The sequence below is a fragment of the Mycobacterium sp. 852014-52450_SCH5900713 genome (assembly GCF_001667075.1).
Taxonomy (GTDB): Bacteria; Actinomycetota; Actinomycetes; order Mycobacteriales; family Mycobacteriaceae; genus Mycobacterium.
In genome coordinates this window covers 90,750-106,099 of the sequence record NZ_LZIL01000006.1, presented here as the reverse complement: position 1 = coordinate 106,099, position 15,350 = coordinate 90,750, and the positions used below count along the sequence as shown (strand labels likewise).

General features: G+C 68.7%; 17 protein-coding genes and 1 pseudogene. 8 read left to right on the top strand and 10 right to left on the bottom strand.

Annotated features, from left to right (window positions below):
• Window positions 1–410: BatA domain-containing protein (locus A5773_RS02155; protein ID WP_197507839.1), on the bottom strand; the 410-nt coding region annotated here is incomplete at its 3' end.
• A gap of 48 nt (window positions 411–458) precedes the next feature.
• Entirely contained in the window at window positions 459–1,487 is a 1,029-nt protein-coding gene (locus A5773_RS02150; protein WP_066945367.1) for a cupin domain-containing protein, read from the bottom strand.
• A 152-nt stretch (window positions 1,488–1,639) separates the two neighbouring features.
• On the opposite strand from A5773_RS02150, the gene A5773_RS02145 reads away from it, so the two are divergent.
• Both A5773_RS02145 and A5773_RS02140 read left to right on the top strand, forming a co-directional pair.
• A complete protein-coding gene (locus A5773_RS02145; protein WP_066945370.1) occupies window positions 1,640–2,311 on the top strand; it encodes a GntR family transcriptional regulator in 672 nt (223 codons plus the stop codon).
• A 93-nt stretch (window positions 2,312–2,404) separates the two neighbouring features.
• On the top strand, window positions 2,405–2,689 hold the full coding sequence (locus A5773_RS02140; protein ID WP_066945373.1) for a GlsB/YeaQ/YmgE family stress response membrane protein: 285 nt from the start codon (window positions 2,405–2,407) through the stop codon (window positions 2,687–2,689).
• Window positions 2,690–2,731: 42 nt separating this feature from the next.
• On the opposite strand, the gene A5773_RS02135 is transcribed toward A5773_RS02140, so the two are convergent.
• From A5773_RS02135 to A5773_RS02120, 4 genes are read right to left on the bottom strand one after another with little or no spacing between them, the layout of a single operon-like run.
• The gene (locus A5773_RS02135) at window positions 2,732–3,823 is read right to left on the bottom strand and encodes an adenosine deaminase (RefSeq protein ID WP_066945376.1); all 1,092 of its coding nucleotides are present in this window, start codon (window positions 3,821–3,823) and stop codon (window positions 2,732–2,734) included.
• Window positions 3,820–5,106: a thymidine phosphorylase gene (locus A5773_RS02130; RefSeq protein WP_067263362.1), complete on the bottom strand. Its 1,287-nt coding sequence runs from the start codon at window positions 5,104–5,106 to the stop codon at window positions 3,820–3,822. Before A5773_RS02130 ends, A5773_RS02135 begins: the two co-directional genes overlap by 4 nt.
• A gap of 16 nt (window positions 5,107–5,122) precedes the next feature.
• Window positions 5,123–6,244, bottom strand: a complete 1,122-nt coding sequence (locus tag A5773_RS02125) for an alpha/beta hydrolase (RefSeq protein WP_067789190.1) — start codon at window positions 6,242–6,244, stop codon at window positions 5,123–5,125.
• Window positions 6,241–6,642, bottom strand: coding sequence for a cytidine deaminase (locus tag A5773_RS02120; protein ID WP_066945386.1), 402 nt, complete (start codon window positions 6,640–6,642; stop codon window positions 6,241–6,243). Before A5773_RS02120 ends, A5773_RS02125 begins: the two co-directional genes overlap by 4 nt.
• 239 nt (window positions 6,643–6,881) lie before the next feature.
• Here A5773_RS02120 and sdhC point away from each other — a divergent pair, with 239 nt between their 5' ends.
• From sdhC to A5773_RS02100, 4 genes are read left to right on the top strand one after another with little or no spacing between them, the layout of a single operon-like run.
• Window positions 6,882–7,220 (top strand): succinate dehydrogenase, cytochrome b556 subunit, encoded by a 339-nt coding sequence (gene sdhC / locus A5773_RS02115; RefSeq protein WP_066945389.1) that lies wholly within the window; start codon window positions 6,882–6,884, stop codon window positions 7,218–7,220.
• Entirely contained in the window at window positions 7,217–7,687 is a 471-nt protein-coding gene (locus A5773_RS02110) for a succinate dehydrogenase hydrophobic membrane anchor subunit (protein WP_066945393.1), read from the top strand. Before sdhC ends, A5773_RS02110 begins: the two co-directional genes overlap by 4 nt.
• 3 nt (window positions 7,688–7,690) lie before the next feature.
• Window positions 7,691–9,445: a succinate dehydrogenase flavoprotein subunit gene (gene sdhA, locus A5773_RS02105; RefSeq protein WP_066945395.1), complete on the top strand. Its 1,755-nt coding sequence runs from the start codon at window positions 7,691–7,693 to the stop codon at window positions 9,443–9,445.
• The gene (locus A5773_RS02100) at window positions 9,445–10,251 is read left to right on the top strand and encodes a succinate dehydrogenase iron-sulfur subunit (RefSeq protein ID WP_067263373.1); all 807 of its coding nucleotides are present in this window, start codon (window positions 9,445–9,447) and stop codon (window positions 10,249–10,251) included. The genes sdhA and A5773_RS02100 overlap by 1 nt, the downstream gene beginning before the upstream one ends.
• Window positions 10,252–10,264: 13 nt before the next feature.
• On the opposite strand, the gene A5773_RS02095 is transcribed toward A5773_RS02100, so the two are convergent.
• A complete protein-coding gene (locus tag A5773_RS02095; RefSeq protein ID WP_067789187.1) occupies window positions 10,265–11,335 on the bottom strand; it encodes a diguanylate cyclase in 1,071 nt (356 codons plus the stop codon).
• Between the two features lie 264 nt (window positions 11,336–11,599).
• Entirely contained in the window at window positions 11,600–11,878 is a 279-nt protein-coding gene (locus tag A5773_RS02090; RefSeq protein ID WP_066945401.1) for a hypothetical protein, read from the bottom strand.
• 101 nt (window positions 11,879–11,979) lie between these two features.
• On the opposite strand from A5773_RS02090, the pseudogene A5773_RS02085 reads away from it, so the two are divergent.
• Window positions 11,980–12,613, top strand: a pseudogene (locus A5773_RS02085) (carboxymuconolactone decarboxylase family protein); the annotation flags it as partial.
• Here A5773_RS02085 and A5773_RS02080 read toward each other — a convergent pair.
• On the bottom strand, window positions 12,585–13,487 hold the full coding sequence (locus A5773_RS02080) for a sigma-70 family RNA polymerase sigma factor (RefSeq protein WP_067789181.1): 903 nt from the start codon (window positions 13,485–13,487) through the stop codon (window positions 12,585–12,587). The pseudogene A5773_RS02085 and the gene A5773_RS02080 overlap by 29 nt on opposite strands.
• 59 nt (window positions 13,488–13,546) lie before the next feature.
• Here A5773_RS02080 and A5773_RS02075 point away from each other — a divergent pair, with 59 nt between their 5' ends.
• Window positions 13,547–14,911 carry an aspartate aminotransferase family protein gene (locus tag A5773_RS02075; RefSeq protein WP_082948049.1) on the top strand — a complete coding sequence of 455 codons (1,365 nt, stop codon included), beginning with the start codon at window positions 13,547–13,549 and terminating at the stop codon, window positions 14,909–14,911.
• Here A5773_RS02075 and A5773_RS02070 read toward each other — a convergent pair.
• The gene (locus tag A5773_RS02070) at window positions 14,908–15,132 is read right to left on the bottom strand and encodes a hypothetical protein (RefSeq protein WP_066945907.1); all 225 of its coding nucleotides are present in this window, start codon (window positions 15,130–15,132) and stop codon (window positions 14,908–14,910) included. The genes A5773_RS02075 and A5773_RS02070 overlap by 4 nt on opposite strands.
• Window positions 15,133–15,350: the final 218 nt, after the last annotated feature.

Below are 15,350 nucleotides of genomic sequence, written 5' to 3'. Positions count from 1 at the left end.
ATGGCCGGCGTCAGCTCGTCGGCGAATTGCTTGCCGGCCTCCTTGGCGGCGGTCAGCCGGTCGGGCGGGACGTCGGTGGAGGCCATGGACTCCGACACGTCGATGACCAGCATGACGACCGCGCGGTTGAGCGGGATCCGGACGTCGGAGGTCGGCCCGGCCATCGCGGTGGTCAGCAGCACCAGCGACACGGCCAGCAGGATGGTCGGCACGTGCCGCCACCGGCTGGGGTGCGCCGGTGCGACCCGCTCGAGCACCTCCATGTTCGCGAACCGCAGCACCCTCCGGCGGCGGGCGAACTGCAGCACGACGTAGAGGCCGAGGACCAACAGAACGAGCAGCAGGAACAGGAAGAACCACGCGTTCTGGAAGCCGGTGACCGAGACGGGGCCCAGCAGGGGCAGCTTCATGTGCAGCCACACTATGCGCGAACTGTGGACCGCGCACGGCCCGCCGGGTCAGCCGGCGACGAGGTCGCGGCGCTGCGTGAACTTGATGTCGAGGCTGCGCAGGTGGGTCTGCAGCCCGGCGTCCTGGATCGGGATCAGGTGTGCGGGCTGGTCGGTCTCGTTGTAGTGGGCGTGCCACATGCCCGGCGGGGTGGTGAACGCGCAGCCGGCCCGCCAGTCCACCCGGGTCGGGTCGACGATGTCGCCGTGCTCGTCGAGGCGGGTGCCCAGCAACGTGTAGCAGCCGCTGGCCGGCGCGTCGAGGATGAGGTCGAGGGCCACCGACTGGTGCCGGTGCGGGCGCTGCACCTGGTTCGGGGGCAGCACGCCGAACATGGCCCACAGGACGTGGGTGATGGTCAGCGTCTGTTCCTGGTTGGCGTTGGCCAGCAGCACGCTGACCCGGCTCTTCTCGTTGGCGCCAGGGCGCGACGCGATCTCCTCCAGCTTGGCCACCGCATCCGAGCGGCGGAACTTGGTCGCCCGGAACCGCGGCTGCGTCGCTTCGGCGCCGAGGTATCGCATCAGCGGCTCGTCGTGCACCCAGTACATGGCGGTGTCGGCAGCGGCGTAGAAGACCGAGCGGGTGCCCGCGGGAAGGGTGAGGAAGTCGCCCTTCTCCCACTGCACCAGGTGGCCGTCGACCGCGGCGAAGCCGCGCCCGTAGAGCACGTAGTACAGCTGCGAGGTGGCGTTGGGGCTGGTGTCGACCTGCTCGCCCGGCCGGATGCGCACGAAGTTGGCCAGCAGCGCGGGGCTGGTCGCCGCGCCGGTCTCGATCTGCAGTTCCTTGGACAGATCCAGCGGAATCACCCCGGTGGGCTGGTCGGTGTAGACATCCGCATCGAACCGGGTAACCGGAACCTGCGGGACGTGTCCCGAGCCGATGGGGTTGGCGGCCTTGGAGTATTCGAAATACTCGGCGTCGGAGGCCCAGTCCTGGAAGCGACCTTCGAAGCCGTACTCGGCCACGTTGATCATCGGCGCGGGAATTGTCGGATCCAGGTTCGGGGTCAGGGCGGTTTCGGTGACGGACATTTCGCGTCTCCTTCGGACTGCTCGCGGGCTTCGTCGCTGCATCTCATGTTTCTTTCGTATCTATCTTGTATCTCAGTTGTCGCCCTGTCAAGGGTGGCGGTGGTGTACGGTCACGACACTGCTGGGATACGACTTAGCTACCGGAAGGCTGGATGGCAACGAGTGACCCGCGGCCGGGCACGGCCAAGGACCGCGCGCTGGATTACGTCAAGACGCAGGTCCTCACCGGCGCGTTCCCGGGCGGGGAGCTGATCAGCGAGGGTGACGTGGCCACCGCCCTTGGGATGTCGCGCACCCCCGTGCGCGAGGCGTTCCTGCGGCTGGAGGCCGAGGGGTTGCTGCGTCTGTACCCGCAGCGCGGCGCCCTGGTGGTCCCCGTTTCGCCCGACGAGGTTCGCTCGGTGATGGAGGCGCGGCTGCTGCTGGAGCAGTTCGCCGCCACCAAGGTGGTGGGCCGCGGGCCCGCGGCGTGCGCCGCGGTTTTCGAGCGACTGTCGGGCGAGCTGCTACGGCAGGGTGCCGCCGTCGACCGGTCCGACTGGGCCGAGTTTCTCGACGCCGACCGTGCCTTCCACGCCGTCACGCTGGCCGAGTCGGGGAACGCCATCTTGTCGGGTTTCTATGGGTCCCTGCGGGATCGGCAGATGAGGATGATCGGCGAATCGGCGCTGCGCGAGCCCGACCGGGTGACGACGATCCTCGACGAGCACCGCGAAATCGCCGAGGCGCTGCGCGACGGCGACGCCCAGCGCGCGCTGCGCGCGGTGCAGACGCACCTGGCCGGCACGGTGCGCGCGATCGGGCTCGCGGCCGACCTGAACTGACTTCCACACGAATTGTGTTAGAAGTCCGTATTTTCGGGGAAATCCTTCTCGCAGATGGCGCCCACCCCGGGTGCCGTTACGACAGGAGCTGAAATGGTCGGATCCATCATCCTCGCCATCATCGTGGGCGCGATCGTCGGTGTGGTCGCTCGCCTGGTGATGCCGGGGAAGCAGAACGTCGGCATGATCATGACCGTCGTGATCGGCGCCGTAGGCGGTTTGATCGGCTCGGCGGTCGCCAGCCAGTTCGGATACCACAACGCCAACGGTGGCATCGCGTGGGTTCCGTTCTTCATCGGAGTCGGCGCCGCGATCGTCCTGATCGCGCTCTACGAAGCGCTGACGGGACGTCGCACCGGCACGCGCCTCACCCGCTGAGCCGAAAGCTGCGCCGCTCGCCCGCTTTTCGGGCGAGCGGTGTCAGCCTGCGATGAGCACGGCGTAACGCGGTTTGATCACATCGTCGATGATCGCCAGCCGCTCGTCGAACGGGAGGAACGCCGACTTCATCGCATTGATGGTGAACCGCTCGAGGTCGCTCCAGCCGTAACCGAAAGCCTCGACCAGTCGGCACATTTCAAGGCTCATCGTGGTATCGCTCATCAGCCGGTTGTCGGTGTTCACGGTGACCCGGAACCGGGTGCGGGCCAACAGGTCGAATGGGTGGTCCGCAATGCTCTTCACCGCGCCGGTCTGCACGTTGGAGCTCGGGCACAGCTCCAACGGAATTCGCTTGTCCCGCAAAATCGATGCCAGCCGGCCGAGCCGAACCCGGCCGTCGCCGAGGACTTCGATATCGTCGACGATGCGCACGCCGTGGCCCAAGCGGTCGGCGCCGCAGAACGCGATCGCCTCGTGGATGGACGGCAGACCGAACGCCTCCCCCGCGTGAATGGTGAAGCGCGCGTTGTGGTCTCGCATGTACTCGAAGGCGTCCAAGTGCCGCGTCGGCGGGTTCCCCGCCTCGGCGCCGGCGATGTCGAATCCGACAACCCCCTTGTCCCGGAACCGGATTGCCAGCGCGGCGATCTCCCGGGACACTGCTGCGTGCCGCATGGCCGTGACCAGCAGCCGCACCACGATCGGCCGGCCCGCGGCGGCGCAGGCCTTCTCGCCGTCGGCGAAGCCGGCCAGCACGGCGTCGACGATCGCGTCGAAGGACAGCCCACGGTCGATGTGCAGCTCGGGCGCGAATCGGATCTCGGCGTAGACGACCGAGTCGGCGGCCAGGTCCTCCACGCATTCGTAGGCGACGCGATGCAGAGCGTCGGACGTCTGCATCACCGCAACGGTGTGCGAGAACGGCTCCAGGTAGCGCTCCAGCGAGCCGCTGTGCGACTGGGTGCGAAACCAGGTGGCCAGCTCGTCGACGTCGGTGGTGGGCAGCCCGTCGTAGCCGGTCTGGCCGGCGATCTCGACCACGGTCGACGGGCGAAGCCCCCCGTCGAGGTGATCGTGCAGCAGCGCCTTGGGCGCCTTCTTGATCTGCTCGAGTCCCAGGGGTGTGGTCACTTGACGATCCGATCGATGATCAGCGGCCGCGAGACCGGTGGCGTGTCGCCGATGCTGTAGCCGCCGTCCAGTTCGGCCAGCGCCGCGGCGAAGCGCTCCGGGGTGTCGGTGTAGAGGGTGAACAGCGGCGCGCCCGCCGCGACCGGTTCGCCGGGGCGGCGGTGGATCCGGATGCCGGCGCCGGCCTGCACCCGTTCGCCCGGACGGGACCTGCCCGCGCCGAGCCGCCAAGCCGCCAGCCCCACTGCCATCGCGTCGATATCGCCCATTGTGCCGCCCCGGGCGGCGGTCACGGTGTCGGAATGCGCACCGATCGGCAACGGAACCGACAAATCGCCGCCCTGCGCGGCGATGAGCCGGCGGAACCGGTCCATCGCGGTGCCGTCGCGCAGCGTCTCGGCGGGGTCGCGACCGTCGACTCCGGCCAGCTCGAGCATCTCGGCGGCCAGCCGCAACGTCAGCTCGACCACGTCGGGCGGGCCGCCGCCGGCCAGCACATCCAGCGACTCGGCGACCTCGACGGCGTTGCCCACGGTCGCGCCCAGCGGGCCGTTCATGTCGGTCAACAGCGCGCGGGTGGGCACCCCGTGCGCCGCACCCAGCTCGACCATGGTGTGGGCCAGCTCGCGGCACCGGTCCGCGGAGCGCAGCAGCGCCCCCGCACCGACCTTCACGTCGAGCACCAGCGCGCCGGTCCCCTCGGCCAGCTTCTTGCTCATCACCGAGCTGGCGATCAGCGGCAGCGACTCGACGGTGGCGGTGACGTCGCGCAGGGCGTACAGCTTGGCGTCGGCCGGCGCCAGCTCTCCGGCCGCGAAGATGGCGGCGCCCACATCGCGGAGTTGGTCGCGCACCCGCCGGTTGGACAGGGCGGCGGTGAACCCGGCGATGGACTCGAGCTTGTCCAGGGTGCCGCCGGTGTGCCCCAGGCCCCGCCCCGACGCCTGCGGCACCGCGGCGCCACAGGCGGCCACGACGGCCACCAGGGGCAGGGTGATCTTGTCCCCCACGCCACCCGTGGAGTGCTTGTCCACGGTGGGCTTACCCAGGTCGTGGAAGTCAAGCCGTTCGCCGGACGCCAGCATCGCCGCGGTCCAGCTGGCGGTCTCGCCGCGGTCCATGCCGCGCAGGAAGATCGCCATCAGCAGCGCCGACATCTGTTCCTCGGCCACCCGGCCGCGGGTGTAGGCGTCGACGACCCATTCGATGGCGGCGTCGGACAACCGGCCGCCGTCGCGCTTGGTTCGGATCACCGTCGGCGCGTCGTATGCCGGCCGAGTCACGGGGTCGCCTGCGGTCTCAGGGCGCGGTCACGTTCTCTTTGACGAACGACGCCAGCGCGCCGACCAGCTGGCCGGAGAACGGCAGCGGCTTCGTATAGCCGGTCGCGGCTCCGCTCGGGTCCTCCTTGAGGACATGATTGACGCCGGTCAGGTGGACGTAGTCGGTCTTGGTGGCCGCCCCGGCCAGCCCGGAGGCCAGGTGGTCGACGTCCTGGCAGGTGATCTGGCGGTCAGCGTCGCTGCAGGTGAGCAAGACCGGCATGCCCCGGGGCAGCTTGGCCGCCAGGGCCACCGGGTCGAGCGCGTCCTCCTCCAACAGGGCCCGCGCGTTGGCGGCGTTGATGATCGGCCGCAGCCCCGGGGGCTCGTTCGGCGGGACCTGCCCGGTGTCGCGAAATTCTTGGATGGCGCCATCGACCGCCGCGGTGCTTTCGGCGGCCTGCGCGGCGGTGAGGCGCCCGGCCTGCACCGCCGCGTCGGCCTGGGCGTGGGCCTGCTCGGATACGAGGTCAAGCAGGCGCCGGCTCGCCGGTTCCACCAAACCGAGGGCGCGCACCGGGGGGACGATCCCGGGCGCGGCGGTGGCCAACGTCAACGCGTACAGGGCGCCCTCGCTGTGCCCCACCACCATCAGGCGCGACCGGTCGATGCCGGGTTGCCCGGCGAGAAACTGCAGCGCCGCGGTCGCCTCGCCCTGGAACGCGCCGATGTTGACCTTCCCCGGGTCCGCCGCGTAGGGGCCCAGGCCGGTCTGACCGGTGCCGAGCTTGTCGTAGCGCAACGTGGCGACGCCGTCGTCCGAGAGCGCCTGCGCCAGGTTGCGCAGCGTGTCGACCTGACCCGGCATCAAAGCCGAGTCGCCGTTGCGGTCCGTCGGCCCGCTGCCGGCGATCAACAGCGCCGCCGGCACCGTGGCCCGCCCCGCCGGGTGACGGAACGTGCCGTACACCGTCATGTCCGCCACCGAGAACGAGACCGCGTCGTCCACCCACCCCGCCTGCCCCGCCGAAGCAGTCGGCGACGGCGGCCTCGCGGCGGGCGGTTCCGACGCGCAGCCCGCCAAACACGGGCCGGCCGCGATAAGCGCGGCGCCCAGCACCACGGGCGCGATGCGGCGCCCCGTGCTGAGGCCGATCATCGGCGCCCCCGCTCCACGTCGGCGGCGCCGAAGGCGTCGGGCAGCAGCTCGCCAAGGCGGCGGGGCCCGGCCGGATCATCGATCAGCAACTCGGGGCCGCCGTGCTCGAGAAGTACCTGGCGGCACCGCCCGCACGGCGTCAGCGGGAACCCCCGCCCGTCGACGCAGGCCAGTGCGATCAGCCGGCCGCCGCCGGTCGTGTGCAGGGCGCACACCACGCCGCATTCGGCACAGAGACCAAGGCCATATGAGACGTTCTCCACATTGCAGCCGGTGACCACGCGACCGTCGTCGACCAGGGCGGCCGCCCCCACCGGGAACCGCGAGTAGGGCGCGTATGCCGCCGCCGCGGCGCCGATTGCCTTGTGGCGCAGCGTGTTCCAATCGACATCCGGCATACCTGACCCCGCTTCGCTCATGCCACGTGAGACTGCCACCCTAACCCTGACACGCGACTTCGCTTGGCGGACTGCTCGGCACGGGGCGTCGCCGCGCCGGGTTAGGCTGAACTGCGTCGATGTCAGAAGGTGGTGAGGACTGGGTGACCACACAGGCGACAACCGCGGATCCGGCAAAAGAATCTGCACCCTCGCGCAGGCGGCGTCCACCCCGGACCCTGTATCGGGGCGACCCGGGCATGTGGTCGTGGGTGTTGCATCGCATCAGCGGCGCGACCATCTTCTTCTTCCTGTTCGTCCACGTGCTGGACGCCGCGATGCTGCGGGTCAGCCCGCAGACCTACAACGCGGTGATCCACGACTATCAGACCCCGGTGGTCGGCCTGATGGAGTACGGGCTGGTGGCCGCGGTGCTCTTCCACGGGCTGAACGGCATCCGCGTCATCCTCATCGACTTCTGGTCCGAGGGCACCCGCTACCAGAAGCTGATGTTCTGGATCGTCGGCGTCGTGTTCCTGCTGCTCATGGTTCCGGCCGGGGTCGTCACCGGCATCCATATCTGGGAGCACCTCCGATGAGCGCCCCCGACCTGCAGCTGGGCCGGGGCCAGGTGGCCCCGGTGCACCAGCGCAGCCACGACCGGCCGGCCAGCCTCGACAACCCGCGTTCGCCGCGCCGCCGGGCGGGCATCCCGAACTTCGAGAAGTTCGCGTGGCTGTTCATGCGGTTCTCCGGCGTCGCGCTGATCATCCTGGCCGTCGGCCACCTGTTCATCATGCTGATGTGGGACAACGGCGTTTACCGCATCGACTTCAACTACGTGGCGCAGCGCTGGGCCTCGCCGTTCTGGCAATTCTGGGATCTGGCGCTGTTGTGGCTGGCGCAACTGCACGGCGGCAACGGCCTGCGCACCATCATCGACGACTACAGCCGCAAGGACAGCACCCGGTTCTGGCTCAACAGCCTGCTGCTGCTGTCGATGGGATTCACGTTGGTGCTCGGCACCTATGTGCTGGTGACATTCGACCCGAATATCGGAGGCTGACCGGTGATCCAGCAACACCGCTACGACGTGGTGATCGTCGGCGCCGGCGGCGCGGGCATGCGCGCGGCGGTGGAAGCCGGCCCACGCGTGCGGACCGCGGTGCTGACCAAGCTCTACCCCACCCGCAGCCACACCGGCGCCGCCCAGGGCGGGATGTGCGCGGCGCTGGCCAACGTCGAGGACGACAACTGGGAATGGCACACCTTCGACACCGTCAAGGGCGGCGACTACCTCGCCGACCAGGACGCGGTGGAGATCATGTGCAAGGAAGCCATCGACGCGGTGCTCGACCTCGAGAAGATGGGGATGCCGTTCAACCGCACCCCCGAGGGCCGCATCGACCAGCGCCGGTTCGGCGGGCACACCCGCGAACACGGTAAGGCCCCGGTGCGCCGGGCGTGTTACGCAGCCGACCGCACCGGACACATGATCCTGCAGACCCTCTACCAGAACTGCGTCAAGCACGACGTGCAGTTCTTCAACGAGTTCTATGCGCTGGACCTGGTTTTGACGGAGACGCCGAGGGGCCCTGTGGCCACCGGCGTGGTGGCCTACGAGTTGGCCACCGGCGAGATCCACGTCTTTCACGCCAAGGCCGTGGTCCTCGCGACCGGCGGGTCGGGCCGGATGTACAAGACCACCTCCAACGCACACACGCTCACCGGTGACGGCATCGGGATCGTGTTCCGCAAGGGACTCCCGTTGGAGGACATGGAGTTTCACCAGTTCCACCCGACCGGTCTAGCGGGGCTGGGCATCCTGATCTCCGAAGCGGTGCGCGGCGAGGGCGGCCGGCTACTCAACGGCGAGGGCGAGCGGTTCATGGAACGCTACGCGCCGACGATCGTCGACCTGGCGCCGCGCGACATCGTCGCCCGCTCGATGGTGTTGGAGGTACTGGAGGGCCGCGGCGCCGGCCCGCACAAGGACTACGTCTACATCGACGTCCGCCACCTCGGCGAGGACGTGCTCGAGGCCAAGCTGCCCGACATCACCGAGTTCGCCCGCACCTATCTGGGCGTAGACCCCGTGCACGAGCTGGTCCCGGTCTACCCAACCTGTCACTACGTGATGGGCGGCATCCCCACCACTGTCACCGGACAGGTGTTGCGGGACAACACTTCTACGGTGCCGGGCCTGTATGCGGCCGGCGAATGCGCGTGCGTGTCGGTGCACGGGGCCAACCGGCTGGGCACCAACTCGCTGCTGGACATCAACGTCTTTGGCCGCCGCGCCGGCATCGCCGCCGCTGACTACGCCGATGGGCACGACTTCGTCGACATGCCGCCCAATCCGGAGGCGATGGTGGTCGGCTGGGTCGGCGACATCCTGAACGAGCACGGCAACGAACGGGTGGCCGACATCCGCGGCGCGCTGCAGCAGTCGATGGACAACAACGCCGCCGTGTTCCGCACCGAGGAGACGCTGAAGCAGGCGCTGACCGACATCCACGCACTCAAGGAGCGCTACTCCCGAATCACCGTGCACGACAAGGGAAAGCGCTTCAACAGCGACCTGCTGGAGGCCATCGAACTGGGCTTCCTGCTGGAGCTCGCCGAGGTCACCGTGGTGGGCGCGCTGAACCGCAAGGAATCCCGGGGCGGGCATGCCCGGGAGGACTACCCGAACCGCGACGACGTCAACTACATGCGCCACACCATGGCCTACAAGCAGGGCACCGATCTGCTGAGCGACATCGCGCTGGACTTCAAACCCGTCGTGCAGACCCGCTACGAACCGAAGGAACGGAAGTACTGATGACTGCAGGCGAGTCCGCCGAACCCCGCGTGGAGCCGCCACTTCCGCCCATCCCCGAGGGGGCGGTGATGGTGACGTTGAAGATCGCGCGATTCAACCCCGACAATCCCGACGCCTTCGCGGAAACCGGTGGCTGGCAAAGCTTTCGGGTGCCGTGCCTGCCGAGCGACCGGCTGCTCAACCTGCTGATCTACATCAAGAGCTACCTGGACGGCACGCTGACCTTCCGGCGCTCCTGCGCCCATGGGGTGTGCGGCTCGGACGCCATGCGCATCAACGGCGTGAATCGGCTGGCCTGCAAGGTGCTGATGCGCGACCTGCTGCCAGGAGAGCGGCGCAAGGCCAAGAAAGGTGGGCTGACCATCACGGTCGAACCGATCCGCGGCCTGCCGGTGGAGAAGGACCTGATCGTCGACATGGAGCCGTTCTTCGACGCCTACCGCGCGGTCAAGCCGTACCTGGTCACCAGCGGGAATCCGCCGACGCGGGAACGCATTCAAAGCCCCACCGACCGCGCCCGCTACGACGACACCACCAAGTGCATCCTGTGCGCGGCCTGCACCACCAGCTGCCCGATCTTCTGGCACGAGGGCAGCTACTACGGCCCCGCCGCGATCGTCAACGCGCACCGCTTCATCTTCGACAGCCGCGACGAGGCGGCGGCCGAACGCCTCGACATCCTCAACGAGGTGGACGGGGTATGGCGGTGCCGCACCACCTTCAACTGCACCGAGGCCTGCCCGCGCGGGATCCAGATCACCAAGGCGATCCAGGAGGTCAAGCGCGCGCTGATGTTCACCCGCTGACCAGCCCGGCGCGTCAACAAAGTTCGTGATGACTAGTTCGGTTGCCCCCCAACCGTTTTGCCTGATACATCGCCGCATCGGCGGCGGTGATCAGCTCGCGTAGAAGAGCTTGCGGTTCGACCGCGGTGTCGTCGAGGCGGGCGCACGCGGTGCCGATGCTGGCGGTGACTCCCGCGGTCGAGGCCGCGATCGCCCGGCACATCCGCGCGGACAACGACTCGGCGTTGCAGCCGGCCGAAGTGCCGGCCAACAGGAATTCCTCACCGCCGCTGCGCGCCGCCACCGCCTGATCGTCGGCGGCGGCCAACAGCGCCTGGGCGACTTGGACCAGAGCGTGGTCGCCGGCGGCGTGGCCGCACCTGTCGTTGAGGGCCTTGAAACTGTCGAGATCGATCAGCATGACCACGAGGTGCGAGTCGATGCCCCGGCGCGCCAGGATCATCCCGAGCGCCTCGTGCTGGAATGCACGCCTGTTGAGCAGGCCCGTCAACGGATCGCGGTCCGCGGTCAGCAGGTCTCCCGACAGGGCGCGCACCAGGACTCGGATCGCCAACGGCAGCGCGATGTTGACCTCGATCACCAGCCACAAATCCACCCCGGCCAGGCTTGGGTGCCCGGATCGCGCCAGCGACAACGCCTCCCAGGATCCGACGGCGGCGGCGACCGCGAAGTTGTACAGCACGAATCCCGTCGTGTGGAAGAAGGCCATGTAGGCGCCGAAGGTCGCGAAAGCGATGCACCCAATCAGGGCGGCCAGCGGGTTCGGGTGCGCCAGACACGCCAGGGCGACCGCGATGTTGCACGTGACGGCGAAGGCGACCGACTGCCGGCGGGTGGGCCAGCGCCACACCCACAACAGCACTCCCGCGACCCCGCCGGCGACGGCAACCCACATCATCGCCACCGGGACCTGCCCGCGCGGGCCATCCGAGCCGGCCAGCAGCGCGAGCAGGCACAGCACCATCGACGCGGCGATGGACGCCATCACGGCCCGGGTTGCTCCGCTGAGGCGCCGCGAAGCGAGGTAACCCGAGAGCCAGTCATACTGGTCGGCCCGCCACCATGGGGTGAACAGCGCGGTCATCGTCGGCTCCCCATCGCTACCACTGATCCTCGATGTCGAGTGGCTAGCGGCATGCTACGACGCTCGCGCGGTCGACGAGGCGGATTGCCGCCTCTTAGCGGGGACGCCTACCGCGCGGTGGCCTTCGTCATCGCGGTCGGTTTCGGGCATCTCGGTCGCGGGTTGCTCGTCGGCCGGGGACTGGCTGGCACCGCCGGGCGTGCTCGACGGGCTGGGCGACCTGAAGCCGGTGTCCGTCTGGGGGCCGGTCGCGCCGCCCGTGCCTTACGCGCCGCCGGCCGCACCCTGTTGGCGTCCCTCGTATGGCGGCACCGCGCTTCCCGTGTCCTGCGGAGGCAACTCGCCCGTTCCGCCGTAGGTGTCCGACGCCGTCGAATCGCTCATGGGCGGATTGGCGTCTTCGTCGACCGTTCCGACGGGACGGTCCGCGCGGCCCGGCTCGGGCGTGTCCGAACCGGTGTCGCGCGCGCCGCCGCCAACCTCGGGATCATCGAAGTGTTCCAGCCGCGGATTCTCGGACTGCTGATCGTTTTGAGAGGTCATTCCAGTCTCCTCACCCTCTCATCGCGCCGCACCAGATCGCGGCGCCGATGGGAGACGGGTTACCCGAGGCGACCATGGGGAAACGCTCGCGGGCGCGCCCGTCACACTTGTCCGACCCGTCTCGTCTTCAGGGGTATGACACAGAAAACCCGCATCGAGCCCCTGTCCCCCAAGCGCGCCGGGCTGCTGACCCGCGCCATGTACCGGATCGCCAAACGGCGCTACGGCCAGGTACCCGAGCCCTTCACCGTGACCGCCCACCATCGCAAGCTGATGATCGCCGGCGCCGTGCACGAGACGATGATCGACCGGGCGTCCAAGGTGCTGCCGGTCAGCGTGCGCGAGCTCGCCGTCCTGTGGACCGCGCGCAGCGTCGGTTGTTCCTGGTGCGTCGACTTCGGGTCGATGCTGCAGCGCCTGGACGGCCTCGACATCGAGCGGCTCAAAGAGATCGACAATTACGTCACCTCAACGGCGTTCACCGACGACGAGCGCGCCGCGATTCGCTACGCCGACGCGATGACGACCGATCCGCACACCGTCACCGACGAGCAGGTCGCCGACCTGAGGGCCCGGTTCGGCGATGCCGGCGTCATCGAATTGACCTATCAGATCGGCGTGGAGAACATGCGGGCCCGGATGAACACCGCGCTGGGCATCACCGAGCAGGGCTTCAACTCCGGGGATGCCTGCCGCGTGCCCTGGGCTAGCGAGACCGCAGCGGAGAGCCGGTGAACTTGTCCGGGTTGGCGATATCCCAAAGCGCGCAGACCTTTCCGTCACGCACCGTGAACACCATGATCCGCGGCAGCATCTCCCGGTAGCCGTCCGACGCGGGGCAGCCGGCCGTGTAGACGCCCAGTTCGCCGTTGACCAGCCCCAGCTCATACGAGCTGAACATCGCCGATCCGTAGCGCTGCGCGAGGCCCAGCATGAACCGGACCACCTTGTCCGGGCCGCGGATGGTCTGAACGGCCGTGGGGGCCTTGCCATTCGAATCGCCGGTAAAGGTGACGTCGGGATGCAGCAACGAGACCACAGTGTGCAGGTCGCCGGCGGCCATGGCGGCCAGCAACCGGCCGACGACCTCGTCGTGCGACGGGTCGGGCTTTGGCGGCGGTTCCGCCGTGACGGCCTTGCGGGCCCGCGACGCCAGCTGCCGGGCGCCGGCCTCGCTGGTGCCCAGCACGTCGGCCACTTCAGCGAAGGGCACCGCGAACCCGTCGTGCAGCACGAAGGCGACCCGCTGGTCGGGCGACAGGCGTTCGAGCACCACCATCGCCGCGAACCGGGCGTCCTCGCGGGCCACCACGGCGGCCAGCGGATCAGCGGGGTCGAGCCCGGTCACCACCGGCTCCGGCAGCCAGTTGCCGGTATAGGTCTCGCGCCGGTGTGCGGCCGAGCGCAGCTTGTCCAGGCCCAGCCGGCTCACCACCGTGGTCAGCCACGCCCGCGGATCGGTAATGGTGGCTTCCCGCCCGTCGAAGCGCAGCCAGGCTTCCTGAACGATGTCCTCGGCGTCGGCCACCGTGCCGGTGAGCCGGTAGGCGACTGCCATGAGGTGCGGCCGCAGCGCTTCGAAGAGTGAGACCTGTTCGGTCCCGGTCATATCCCGAGCCTAGCGTGAAGACGGCGAGCGCCGGAACGGCGCGAGTAACGAACCGCGCCATAAAGCCGAGCGCTACGCTCACGGTCACCATGACAGAACACTTGTGGCTGCACTTCGCCCGGCACGGCGCCGGCATCGCGCCGCCGGTCATCGTCCGCGGCGACGGCGTGACCATCTTCGACGACCGCGGCAAGAGCTACCTCGACGCGCTGTCCGGGCTGTTCACCGTGCAGGTCGGCCACGGGCGCACCGAACTCGCCGAGGTCGCCGCGCGACAGGCGAGCACGCTGGCGTACTTCCCGCTGTGGGGTTACGCCCACCCGACCGCTATCGAGCTCGCCGAGCGCCTTGCCCACTACGCCCCGGGTGATTTGAACCGGGTGTTCTTCACCACCGGCGGCACCGAGGCCGTCGAGACCGCGTGGAAGCTGGCCAAGCAGTACTTCAAGCTGACCGGAAAACCCGGTAAGCACAAGGTGATTTCGCGGTCGATCGCCTACCACGGCACCACCCAGGGCGCCCTCGCGATCACCGGCCTGCCTTCCTACAAGGCGCCGTTCGAACCGGTGACGCCCGGCGGATTCCGGGTGCCCAACACGAACTTCTACCGCGCGCCCGACCCGTTTGCCAACGACCCCAAGGCGTTTGGGCAATGGGCCGCCGACCGGATCGCCGAGGCGATCGAGTTCGAGGGCCCGGCGACCGTCGCCGCGGTGTTCCTGGAACCGGTGCAGAACGCGGGCGGCGCCATTCCCCCTCCGCCGGGCTATTTCGAAAGGGTGCGGCGGATCTGCGACGAGTACGACGTGCTGATGGTCTCCGACGAGGTGATCTGCGCGTTCGGCCGCATCGGGTCGATGTTCGCCTGTGACGACTTCGGCTACGTGCCCGACATGATCACCTGTGCCAAGGGGCTGACGTCCGGCTACTCTCCCCTGGGCGCGATGATCGCCAGCGAGCGACTGTTCGAGCCGTTCAACGACGGCAAGACCACGTTCCCGCACGGCTATACCTTTGGCGGACACCCGGTTTCGACGGCCGTGGGGCTGGCCAACCTCGACATCTTCGAGCGCGAGGGCCTCAACGACCGCGTCAAGCAACACGCGTCCGGTTTCCGCGCCATCCTGGAGAAGCTGTACGACCTGCCCATCGTCGGCGACGTGCGCGGCGAGGGCTACTTCTACGGCATCGAGCTGGTCAAGGACAAGGCGACCAAGGAAACGTTCAGCGCGGAAGAATGCGAGCGCGTGCTGCACGGGTATGTGTCGCCAGCACTCTTCGAAGCGGGCCTGTATTGCCGCGCCGACGACCGCGGCGATCCCGTCGTCCAGGTGGCGCCGCCGCTCATCAGCGGCCAGGCCGAGTTCGACACCATCGAATCGGTATTGCGCGGCGTGCTCGCGGAGGCGTCCAACAAGATTTAGCGGCGCTTCACCGCGTCGGCCGCAACCAGAACCTCCCGGGAATGCGCCGCCGTCGGGTTGCTCACCATCCGGGTCACCGCGTTGCACAGCCAGGTGAGCGCTTCCCGCAGGCCGGCGTCGGACGTGGCGTCACGATGTTGCTGCAGTTCGGTCAGCACGCCTTCCAGGCCGGAGCGCCGTACCTGCGTCGCCTTCTCGACTTCCTTGACCAGCTGTTGCAGCGACCGCGGAGCATCGCGGTTCCGCCGCAACCGGGACCAGAGACGATCGGTGTGAATGGCGGGCCCTCGGTCTCGGCGGGAAGATTCGTTGCTGTCACGCTGACGGCATGCCCAGCGTAATGGCTCGGCGGCGTTCCCGCGCGATCCGGCGGCTTCGCAACTTCCGTACCACCAGTCACAGCGCGGCTCCCTCGAATCGAGCCTGTGATCGCCTAGTC

What these genes read in the sequence shown, in the direction of transcription:
- A5773_RS02095 (WP_067789187.1), bottom strand. Translation starts at nt 11,335, where the DNA reads ATGACCGCGCTGTTCACCCCATGGTGGCGGGCCGACCAGTATGACTGG.
- sdhC (WP_066945389.1), top strand. Translation starts at nt 6,882, where the DNA reads ATGTGGTCGTGGGTGTTGCATCGCATCAGCGGCGCGACCATCTTCTTC.
- A5773_RS02145 (WP_066945370.1), top strand. Translation starts at nt 1,640, where the DNA reads ATGGCAACGAGTGACCCGCGGCCGGGCACGGCCAAGGACCGCGCGCTG.
- A5773_RS02110 (WP_066945393.1), top strand. Translation starts at nt 7,217, where the DNA reads ATGAGCGCCCCCGACCTGCAGCTGGGCCGGGGCCAGGTGGCCCCGGTG.
- A5773_RS02090 (WP_066945401.1), bottom strand. Translation starts at nt 11,878, where the DNA reads ATGACCTCTCAAAACGATCAGCAGTCCGAGAATCCGCGGCTGGAACAC.
- A5773_RS02080 (WP_067789181.1), bottom strand. Translation starts at nt 13,487, where the DNA reads ATGACCGGGACCGAACAGGTCTCACTCTTCGAAGCGCTGCGGCCGCAC.
- A5773_RS02140 (WP_066945373.1), top strand. Translation starts at nt 2,405, where the DNA reads ATGGTCGGATCCATCATCCTCGCCATCATCGTGGGCGCGATCGTCGGT.
- A5773_RS02120 (WP_066945386.1), bottom strand. Translation starts at nt 6,642, where the DNA reads ATGCCGGATGTCGATTGGAACACGCTGCGCCACAAGGCAATCGGCGCC.
- A5773_RS02125 (WP_067789190.1), bottom strand. Translation starts at nt 6,244, where the DNA reads ATGATCGGCCTCAGCACGGGGCGCCGCATCGCGCCCGTGGTGCTGGGC.
- A5773_RS02150 (WP_066945367.1), bottom strand. Translation starts at nt 1,487, where the DNA reads ATGTCCGTCACCGAAACCGCCCTGACCCCGAACCTGGATCCGACAATT.
- A5773_RS02100 (WP_067263373.1), top strand. Translation starts at nt 9,445, where the DNA reads ATGACTGCAGGCGAGTCCGCCGAACCCCGCGTGGAGCCGCCACTTCCG.